The sequence below is a fragment of the Chromobacterium rhizoryzae genome (assembly GCF_020544465.1).
In the GTDB taxonomy this organism is placed as follows: domain Bacteria; phylum Pseudomonadota; class Gammaproteobacteria; order Burkholderiales; family Chromobacteriaceae; genus Chromobacterium.
In genome coordinates this window covers 842,548-842,905 of record NZ_CP066126.1, presented here as the reverse complement: position 1 = coordinate 842,905, position 358 = coordinate 842,548, and the positions used below count along the sequence as shown (strand labels likewise).

Sequence of the window (358 nt, the reverse complement as noted above, 5' to 3'; positions counted from 1 at the left end):
AAAAGTCGCCGCGATGCGGCGACTTCAAAAACAAGACATAGACACCATTAATTCGCGGAAGGGGAAGCCGTTTGATTTTCCTGCATGAACTGCCTCAGGCTCAAGGGACGCATATCCGTCCAATTCTTTTCAATATAGTCCAGACACTCCTGTTCCGCGCCGCTGACGCCAAGCGAGCGCCAGCCGGCTGGAATGTCGCGATATTCCGGCCATATCGAATATTGCTCCTCGTGATTCACCACCACGATGTATTTGGTTTCGTTCATCGCGTCCTGCGTCATATCAACCTCCGTGCCGTCGCTAGAAAATTAAAACAGTTTCTAAATAAATCTATTTATCCAACCAAAACATTGCTAAT

1 protein-coding gene is annotated in these 358 nt (G+C 47.8%); it reads right to left on the bottom strand.

What is annotated here, in order from left to right; translation table 11 throughout:
* Nucleotides 1-47: 47 nt before the first annotated feature.
* Nucleotides 48-281, bottom strand: coding sequence for an MbtH family protein (locus tag JC616_RS03835; RefSeq protein ID WP_107798078.1), 234 nt, complete (start codon nt 279-281; stop codon nt 48-50).
* Between the last annotated feature and the right edge of the window lie 77 nt (nt 282-358).